Genomic DNA, 8979 nt, shown 5'->3' with positions numbered 1-8979 from the left:
TGATCCAAAGGAATTTCTCAACCAGCCCGAAAGCTGGACGAGGAATAAATTGGCATTTGACAAGTGCACGCTGTTGAGTTCTCAAGGATCGGATGCTCCCACAGTTCAACCTCGCGGCATCACAAGTGGGGCTTGATCTCACTCCCCCTCGCTGCGCCTTGCGGCGAACCTGAGGTGGGAGTTCCCAATCATAGTCGAAGATCTTCCACGAGGGAAGTTCTTCATCGAGATCGGGATTCGTTCGCCGCTTGGGGAGTCAGACCTTCCGGCCTTTCGCTCTACCGCTTGGGGCGAACAAGTAATAAGTTACGCGGATCCCGGGGTTCCGGCAAATCCTGGTCGCAGCCCGGGCGTGTCGCATGCCCCCTCCGCCCTCCCTCGCGCGGAGGAAAGACCAGATGAACGCCGAAACCCCCGCCCAGGCGAAGGCCTGGAAGGGGGTTTCGATGGTCCTGACGAGCGTCGGAGGCGCCGGCTTCGGTCACATCCCGAGGGCGTGAGCGGCGGCCTGCGCCCTGGCCACGAGCTCGGTGCGCTGCTCGGCGACCCGCACCGAGGCCGTGCCTCCGGCGCCGTCCCGGCTCGCAACGGATCCTTCGATCGTGAGCACCTCGCGCACGGCGGGGGTCAGGTGCGGCGACACCTCGGCGAGGAGCGCGTCATCCGCATCCTCGAGGCCGATGCCCCGCTGCTCGCACGCGCGCACCAGGGATCCGGAGATCTCGTGGGCCTCGCGGAACGGCACGCGGTTCTTCACCAGCCACTCGGCGACATCGGTCGCGAGCGAGAACCCCTGGGGAGCGAGCTCCGCCATGCGCGCCGTGTCGAACCGCAGCGTCGCCACCATCCCGGTGAACGCCGGCAGCACGACCTCGAGGGTGCGGACCGAGTCGAACACCGGCTCCTTGTCCTCCTGCAGATCGCGGTTGTACGCGAGAGGCAGGCCCTTGAGCGTCGCCATGAGGCCGGACAGGTTGCCGATGAGCCGCCCGGACTTGCCGCGCGCGAGCTCGGCGATGTCCGGGTTCTTCTTCTGCGGCATGATGCTGGATCCGGTCGAGTAGCCGTCGTCGAGCGTGACGAAGCCGAACTCGCGGGTGTTCCAGAGGATGATCTCCTCGGAGATGCGGGACAGGTTGACGCCGATCATCGCCGTGATGAAGGCGAACTCCGCGACGACGTCGCGCGCGGCGGTGCCGTCCAGCGAGTTCTCCGCGGGACGGTCGAGACCGAGCTCCCGGGCGACCAGCGCGGGGTCGAGCCCCAGGGTGGATCCGGCCAGCGCTCCCCCGCCGTACGGCGAGACGCCGGCACGCGCGCGCCAGTCGACGAGCCGCTCGAGATCGCGGACCAGCGGCCAGGCGTGCGCCTGCAGGTGGTGCGCGAGCAGCACGGGCTGCGCGTGCTGCAGATGCGTGCGCCCCGGCAGGATCGCGCTGTCGTGCGCGACCGCTTGGGCGACGAGGGCGTCGACGAGGCCGAGCACCTCACGCGCGATGACCCGCGCGTGGTCGATCAGGTACATGCGGACGAGCGTCGCGATCTGGTCGTTGCGGCTGCGGCCTGCGCGCAGGCGCCCGCCCAGATCCGCGCCGACCTCGGCGATGAGCGCCGCCTCGAGCGCGCCGTGCACATCCTCGTCCGCCGGCTGCGGGAGCAGCGTGCCGTCGGCGATCTTCGCCGCGAGGGCGTCGAGACCCGCATGCATCCGGACGGCCTCGTCGGCCTCCAGGTAGCCCGCCGCCTCGAGCGCGGTGGCGTGCGCGTGCGAACCCGCGATGTCGTAGGGCGCGAGGATCCAGTCGAACTGCGTCGACCGGCTCAGCTCGGCGAGCTCCGGGCTGGGTCCCCCGGCGAATCGGCCGCCCCAGAGGGCGCCCTGATTCGTGCCGTGCGCGGCGGTGTGCTTCGTCTCGGTCACTTCGATCCCTCGCTCGACGACGCGGAAGACTTCCCGATGAGCCAGACCAGCAGGGCCTTCTGAGCGTGGAGGCGGTTCTCCGCCTCGTCCCAGACGACGCTCTGCGGGCCGTCGATGACCTCGGAGTCGACCTCGTAGCCGCGGTCGGCGGGCAGGCAGTGGATGAAGATCGCCTCGGGGTCGGCGAGCGCCATGGTCGCGCTGGTGACCTTGTAGGCGCCGAGGTCGCGGAGGCGCTGGGCCTTCTCCTCCTCCTTGCCCATCGACACCCAGGTGTCGGTGACGATGACGTCGGCGCCGGCCGCGGCCTCGTCCGGATCCGCGACCAGGGTCAGGGATCCGCCGGTCTCCGCCGCACGGCGGTGGGCGTCGGCCACGACATCGGCACGGGGCGCGTAGTCCTCGGGAGACGCGACCCGCACGTGCATTCCGGCGGTGACGCCGGCGAGCACGTAGGAGTGCGCCATGTTGCTGCGTCCGTCACCGAAGAACGAGAGCGTGAGTCCCTTGAGGTCGCCCTTGTGCTCGCGGATCGTGAGCAGGTCGGCGAGCAGCTGGCACGGGTGGAAGTCATCGGACAGGGCGTTGATCACCGGCACCCTGGTGCCGGCGGCCATCTCCTCGAGACCCGCCTGCGCATAGGTGCGCCACACGATCGCGGCGACCTGACGCTCGAGCACCCTTGCCGTGTCGGCCGGGGTCTCCTTGCCGCCGAGCTGGCTGTTCGCCGTCGAGATGATCAGCGGGGATCCGCCGAGATCCGCGATCCCGACCGCGAACGAGACGCGGGTGCGGGTCGAGGACTTGTCGAAGATCACCGCGACGGTCTGCGGACCGGCGAGGGTCTTGTCCGCCCAGCGGTCCTTCTTCAGCTCGAGCGCGAGGTCGAGGATCTCGGTCTGCTCGGCCGTGGTCAGATCGTCATCGCGCAGCAGGTGGCGGGTCATGCGTGGGTCTCCGTGAGAGCGGTGGCGGCGACCTCGGCGAGGGCGGCCGTGAACAGGGCGGTGAACTCGGCGATCTCGGCGTCGCCGATCGTGAGCGCGGGAGCGATCCGCACCGAGAACGGGTTCGCGGCGTTGATGACGAGCCCGAGGCGCTGCGCCGCGGCGACGACATCGCCGGCGACGGGCGCGGCCAGTGCCACGCCGATGAGCAGACCGCGGCCGCGCACGCCGGTGACGAGCGGGGAACCGATCCCCTCGACGGCGTCGCGCACCTGCGCGCCGCGCTCCCGCGCGTTCTGCACGAGGCCGGACTTCTCGATCTCCTCCAGCACCGCGTTGCTGACGGCCGTGGCGAGCGGGTTGCCGCCGAAGGTGGAGCCGTGCGATCCGGGCTGCAGGAGCGCCGCGGCCTCGCCGAAGGCGACGAGCGCGCCGATCGGGAAGCCGCCGCCGATGCCCTTCGCCAGCGTGATCGCGTCGGGCACGATCCCGTCGTGCTGGAAGGCGAACCAGTCGCCGGTGCGGCCGGCGCCGGTCTGGATCTCGTCCACGATGAGCAGCGCACCGTGCTTCGCTGTGAGCTCGCGCGCCGCGCGGAGGTAGCCCTCCGGCAGCTCGAGCACGCCGGCCTCGCCCTGGATGGGCTCGACGAACAGCGCGGCGACGCGGTCGTCCATCGCGGCTTCGAGCGCCTCGATCGTGGCGGGGATGTGCTCGACGCCCCCGGGCAGCGGCTGGAACGGATCGCGCATCGACGCCTTCGCCGTGAGCGCGAGCGCACCGATCGTGCGGCCGTGGAAGGCGTTGTCGAGGGAGAGGATCCGCGGGCGCTCGGTGCCGCCGTGCAGACGGGCCAGCTTGAACGCGGCCTCGTTGGCCTCGGTTCCGGAGTTGCCGAAGAACACGCGCCCCTCGTCGCCGGTTCCGGCGAGGCGCTTCAGCCGCGCCGCGAGCTCGAGCTGCGGCGGCGTGGCGAAGTAGTTCGACACGTGCGCGAGCGTGCCCGCCTGGCGGGACACGGCCTCGACGAAGACGGGGTGGGCGTGCCCGAGCGCGGTGACGGCGATCCCCGCGAGGAAGTCGAGGTAGCGTCGCCCCTCGCCGTCCCACAGGTGCGATCCCTCACCGCGGACGAGCAGCTCGAACCGCGGCCCCGCATTCAAGATCAGGTCGCGGTCCGCGCTCTGCTGCCATGTTCCCTCGGCCGGCGACGTCATCCCGCCACCACCTCCGTTCCGATTCCCTTGCTGGTGAACAGTTCGACGAGCACCGAGTGCGGCACCCGCCCGTCGATGATCGCCGCCGCGTGCACGCCGGATTCCACGGCCTCCAGGCACGCGGTCATCTTCGGGATCATTCCCGATTCGAGCGACGGGAGGAGCTTCTTCAGCTCCCCCGTGGTGAGGTGCGAGACCAGGGAGTCGCGGTTCGGCCAATCCGCGTACAGGCCGGCGACGTCCGTGAGGATCACGAGCTTGACCGCCCCGAGAGCCGTGGCCAATGCCGAGGCGGCCGCGTCCGCGTTCACGTTGAGCGACTGGCCCGGATGGTCGAGGTCCGGCGCGATGCTGGAGACGACCGGGATCCGGCCGGCGGAGAGATGGTCGAGCACCGGGGTCGGATCCACCTGCACGACGTCGCCGACGCGGCCCAGATCCACCTCCTCGCCGTTCACGACGACGCCGCGGCGGCGGCCGCCGAACAGGCCGGCGTCCTCACCGCTGAGACCGGTCGCGATCGGGCCGTGGCTGTTGATCTTCGCGACGAGCTGCGGGTTGATGTGCCCCGTGAGCACCATCCGCACGACGCTGATCGCCTCGGTCGAGGTGACCCGGTAGCCGCCCTTGAACTCGCTCGGGATCGCCAGGCGGTCGAGCATGTTCGAGATCTGGGGGCCGCCGCCGTGCACCACGACGGGAAGCACGCCGACGTAGCGCAGGTACGCGATGTCCTGTGCGAAGGCCTCCTGCAGCTCGTCCGAGATCATCGCGTTGCCGCCGTACTTGACGACCACGATCTGGTCGCGGAACCGCTTGAGCCACGGCAGGGAGTCGATGAGGGTCTGCGCCTTGAGCGCTGCCTCCTCGGGCGCGGTGTCCTGGAGATCGCTCATGAGGCGTAGGCGCTGTTCTCGTGCACGTAGTCGTGGGTGAGGTCGTTCGTGCGGATCGTCGCCGCAGCCTCGCCGACCTTGAGGTCGATCAGCACGTGCGTCGCGCGCGGGGTCAGGTCGACCTCTTCGCGCGGGCGATCCGGCCCGCCGGCGGTGCACACCCGCACGCCGTTCATCGACACGTCGACGTCATAGGGATCGAACGCGGCCCTTGTGGTGCCGATCGCGGCGAGCACGCGGCCCCAGTTCGGGTCGTTGCCGAAGATCGCCGCCTTGAAGAGGTTGTTGCGCGCGACCGCGCGGCCCACCTCGACGGCGTCCCGCTCGTCCGCCGCGTGCACGACCTCGATCGAGATCGCGTGGCTCGCGCCCTCCGCGTCGTCCTGAAGTTTGCGGGCCAGCTCGTCCGAGACCTCGGTGAGCGCCGCGGCGAACGCGTCCAGGTCGGGGCGGATCCCGCTCGCGCCGTTGGCGAGCAGCGTCACCTGGTCGTTGGTCGACATGCAGCCGTCGGAGTCGAGCCTGTCGAAGGTCGCGCCGGTCGCGCGCCGCAGGACGGCATGCGCCTCCGACGCCTCGAGATCGGCATCGGTGGTGAGCACCACGAGCATCGTGGCCAGCCCAGGGGCGAGCATGCCCGCACCCTTCGCCATGCCGCCGATGGTCCAGCCGTCGCGGCTCAGGACGACGGTCTTCGCGACCGTATCGGTGGTCATGATCGCCTCGGCCGCGGCCTCGCCCCCGTCGGCGCTCAGCTGTGCGACGCCGTCCTCGACGCCCGCGAGCACCTTGCTGCGGAAGACCTCGTCGCCCGTGCCGATGAGGCCGGTGGAGCAGACCACGACGTCTCCGGCGCTCACGCCGAGGAGCTCCGCGGCGCGCTCCGCCGTGAGGTGGCTGGTCTGGAATCCGAAGGGCCCCGTGAAGCAGTTGGCTCCGCCGGAGTTCAGCACGACGGCCTCGATGACGCCGTCCTTCACCACCTCCTGCGACCAGATGATCGGGTTGGCCTTGGCGCGGTTGCTGGTGAACACCGCGGCGCCGACCTTGCGCGGGCCGCGGTTCACCACCAGCGCCACATCGGGCTTTCCGGTGGACTTGAGGCCCGCGACGACACCGGCCGCCTCGAATCCCTGGGGTGCGGTCACGCTCATGGGGCGACTCCGTTGATGCTGAGCGCCGTGGTCTCGGTGAGGCCGAGCGCGATGTTCATGGACTGGATGGCGGCGCCGGCGGTGCCCTTGACGAGGTTGTCGACGGCGGTGACGACGACGACGCGGTTCGCGGCGCGGTCGATCGCGAGGCCGATGAGCGCCGTGTTGGCGCCCAGCACGTCGGCGGTGCGCGGGACGGATCCCTCCGGCAGCAGCTGCACGAAGGTCTCGTCGCCGTAGGCGGCCTGCCACGCGTCGCGGATCTGCGCGTCGGTGGCGCCGGGGACGATGGGGGCGGTCGAGGTCGCGAGGATCCCCCGCGCCATCGGCACGATGACCGGGGTGAACGAGATCCGGATCCCGTCCGGATCGGCGCCGGATGCGGCCGCGAGGGCCTGGCGGATCTCGGGGATGTGCCGATGCGTGCCCCCGACCGCGTACGGGTTGGCGGATCCGAGGATCTCGCTGCCCAGCAGGTGCGTCTTGAGGCTCTTGCCGGCGCCGGAGGGGCCGACCGCGAGCACCGTCACGATGTCGGAGGGATCGATCACGCCGGCCGCGACGCCGGGGGCCAGGCTCAGGCTCACGGTGGAGGCGTTGCAGCCCGGGGCGGCGATCCTGGTGGCGCCGCGGAGATGCTCGCGCTGCTTCACCCCGCCCCCGGAGGCCGGCCCGACCAGGAGCTCGGGGACGCCGTACGCCCACGGCTCGTGGAACGCGCCGCCGTAGAACGCGTCCCACGCGGACTGCGAGGTGAGCCGGTGGTCGGCGCCTGCGTCGATCACGAGCGGGACGTCGCCGAGTGCGTCGGTGTACTGCCCCGACTGGCCGTGCGGCAGCGCGAGGAAGACGATGTCGTGCCCGGAGAGGACCTCGGGCGTCGTGTCCTGCAGAGTCAGGTGCGCCAGGGAGCGCAGGTGCGGCTGGTGCTCGGAGAGCTGCTGTCCGGCGTTCGAGTGCGCCGTGACGGTGCGGATCTCGACGTCGGGATGGTTCGCGAGCAGGCGAAGGATCTCGCCGCCCGCATAACCGGATGCGCCGGAGACGGCGACGGAATACGTCATGCTTCCACCTTAACGGTCGGGCCTGCCGACGACGCCCAAGATGGCGGCGTGCGGCAGCAGTGCGGATGCGGGGCCGGAGGCGGCGACACCGGCACCCCGCCGTCTTCGACGCGGGAGCGCAGGGTCGCCTAGAGTCGGCGGTCGCCCGTACGGCGTCGACGCACCACGGCAGCACCCTTCGGGGTGGTCGTGTGCGGAGCCGGAAGCATGCGGCGACGATATCGCGCGGTGGCGCCCTCGACCAAATCGGGGGCGCCACCGCGCGTCATCGTGCCCGGCGCGTGCTCAGAGGACCGCAGCGGCGAAGAAGGCGCGCTCATGCTCGCTCGAGCGCAGGAACGCGGTCCGCATCCGCTCACGAGTGTGCGCGTCCGCGGCGGCCGCATGCGCGGTGACGATCCGGATCGCCTCCTCGGTCGCCTCCGCGAAGCGCGGATCCGCGTACTCGTCCAGCCATGACGCGAAAGGATGCGCGGGGTCGCCCCCGGCCTGCGCGTGCAGTCGCGTGCCGACGTCGGCGTAGATCCAGAAGCACGGCAGCAGCGCGGCGATGAGCACCCGGTAGTCGCCGTCGAACGCCGTGCCGCGCAGGTGGTCGAGATAGGCGACCGTCGCAGGGGCGGGATCCGCACGGAACGTCGCCGCGCCGATGCCCTCCGGCGACAGCAGGCTCGCATGCAGCTGCAGCTCGCCGATCACGGACTGCTCGGCGGAGTGCGCCCAGAAGGCCTGCTCCGCCGAGTCCGGCGCGAGCCGCGCCGCCTCCGCGAGGGTGCGCGCGTAGTCGCGCAGGTACAGCGCGTCCTGCGCGAGGTACCAGCGGAACGAGGCCTCGGGCAGGGTCCCGTCGGCGAGGCCGTGCAGGAACGGCAGGTCGTCGATCGCGGTGCGGATCGGGGCGATCGACGACCACCACTCCGCCGCGATCGCCGCGCGGCCCGGACCGGCCTCGAGGCCCCCGCGCCGCCACAGCCCGGCGAAGTGGCTGACCGGACCGTGTCCGGATCCGACCTGCAGGCCGGCGCCGGCGGCGATCGACTCCCGCAGCCAGGACCGCACCTCGGCGACCGCGTCGCGGTGGCGCCGGCGCGACTGGCGCAGGCGGTGCAGGCCGGGGCACGCGCCGCGCGCGAGGCGGTGGCCGAGCCGCGCGAGGGGACCATGCTCAGCGTGATCGCCGCCTTCGCCGAGTCGCTGGAGGCACGCGACGACGTGGGCGATCTCCGCGCGTGGTTCGGCGCCGCGCTCGAACGCTCCCGCCGCGCCCTGGCCCACACGCCGCAGCAACTGCCGGTGCTGCAGAAGGCCGGTGTGGTCGACGCCGGGGCACAGGGCTTCGTGCATCTGCTCGAGGGTATTGGCGCGGTGCTCGGCGGGGAGGCGGCGCCGATCGCCGCGGCCGTGCCGGAGCTCGATCCGCTGCTTGCCCACGGCGACGACGAACTGGCCGACGCCGACCCGGCGCACCGCTGGTGCAGCGAGTGCCTGATCACCGGCAGCGACCTGCATCCCGCTGCCGTGCGCGAGGCGGTCCAGGCGCTGGGTGCCTCCTGCATCGTGGTTGCTGGGTCGGTCACCAGGATGCGCCTGCATGCGCACGTCGCCTCGCCGCAGGCCCTGTTCGAAACGGCGGCCCGATTCGGCCGGGTCGAGTCGACCAAGGCGGACGACATGCATGCGCAGGCGCGCTCGGCGGAGCGGGCCGGAGCGGTTGCCATCGTCACCGACACCTCGGCCGACCTGCCCGAGGGACTGGCCGAGCGCACCGAACTGTTCCGCC

At 71.3% G+C, this 8979-nt stretch carries 8 protein-coding genes; 1 reads left to right on the top strand and 7 read right to left on the bottom strand.

All coding sequences use genetic code 11. The annotated features are described in order from the left end of the window. Positions 1 to 481: 481 nt before the first annotated feature. The 7 genes from argH to B7X32_RS14995 form a co-directional block, all read right to left on the bottom strand. Positions 482 to 1921 carry an argininosuccinate lyase gene (gene argH, locus B7X32_RS15025; RefSeq protein ID WP_292721255.1) on the bottom strand — a complete coding sequence of 480 codons (1440 nt, stop codon included), beginning with the start codon at positions 1919 to 1921 and terminating at the stop codon, positions 482 to 484. Continuing rightward, positions 1918 to 2868, bottom strand: coding sequence for an ornithine carbamoyltransferase (gene argF / locus B7X32_RS15020; protein ID WP_292721252.1), 951 nt, complete (start codon positions 2866 to 2868; stop codon positions 1918 to 1920). Before argF ends, argH begins: the two co-directional genes overlap by 4 nt. Beyond that, a complete protein-coding gene (locus tag B7X32_RS15015) occupies positions 2865 to 4085 on the bottom strand; it encodes an acetylornithine transaminase (RefSeq protein ID WP_292721249.1) in 1221 nt (406 codons plus the stop codon). The genes argF and B7X32_RS15015 overlap by 4 nt, the downstream gene beginning before the upstream one ends. After that, positions 4082 to 4981 (bottom strand): acetylglutamate kinase, encoded by a 900-nt coding sequence (gene argB / locus B7X32_RS15010; protein ID WP_292721245.1) that lies wholly within the window; start codon positions 4979 to 4981, stop codon positions 4082 to 4084. Before argB ends, B7X32_RS15015 begins: the two co-directional genes overlap by 4 nt. Then, on the bottom strand, positions 4978 to 6135 hold the full coding sequence (gene argJ / locus B7X32_RS15005) for a bifunctional glutamate N-acetyltransferase/amino-acid acetyltransferase ArgJ (protein WP_292721242.1): 1158 nt from the start codon (positions 6133 to 6135) through the stop codon (positions 4978 to 4980). The genes argB and argJ overlap by 4 nt, the downstream gene beginning before the upstream one ends. Further along, positions 6132 to 7199: an N-acetyl-gamma-glutamyl-phosphate reductase gene (gene argC, locus B7X32_RS15000; RefSeq protein WP_292721240.1), complete on the bottom strand. Its 1068-nt coding sequence runs from the start codon at positions 7197 to 7199 to the stop codon at positions 6132 to 6134. Before argC ends, argJ begins: the two co-directional genes overlap by 4 nt. Before the next feature lie 285 nt (positions 7200 to 7484). Further along, the gene (locus B7X32_RS14995) at positions 7485 to 8258 is read right to left on the bottom strand and encodes a TenA family protein (RefSeq protein WP_292721238.1); all 774 of its coding nucleotides are present in this window, start codon (positions 8256 to 8258) and stop codon (positions 7485 to 7487) included. An 18-nt stretch (positions 8259 to 8276) separates the two neighbouring features. On the opposite strand from B7X32_RS14995, the gene B7X32_RS14990 reads away from it, so the two are divergent. After that, positions 8277 to 8979, top strand: a 703-nt coding sequence (locus B7X32_RS14990; RefSeq protein ID WP_292721236.1) for a DAK2 domain-containing protein, incomplete at its 3' end; no start/stop codon positions are given.

This window comes from Microbacterium sp. 13-71-7 (assembly GCF_002257455.1).
Classification (GTDB): domain Bacteria; phylum Actinomycetota; class Actinomycetes; order Actinomycetales; family Microbacteriaceae; genus Microbacterium.
Note: the sequence above shows the minus strand (reverse complement) of the source record. Positions and strands in the feature narration are given on the sequence as shown.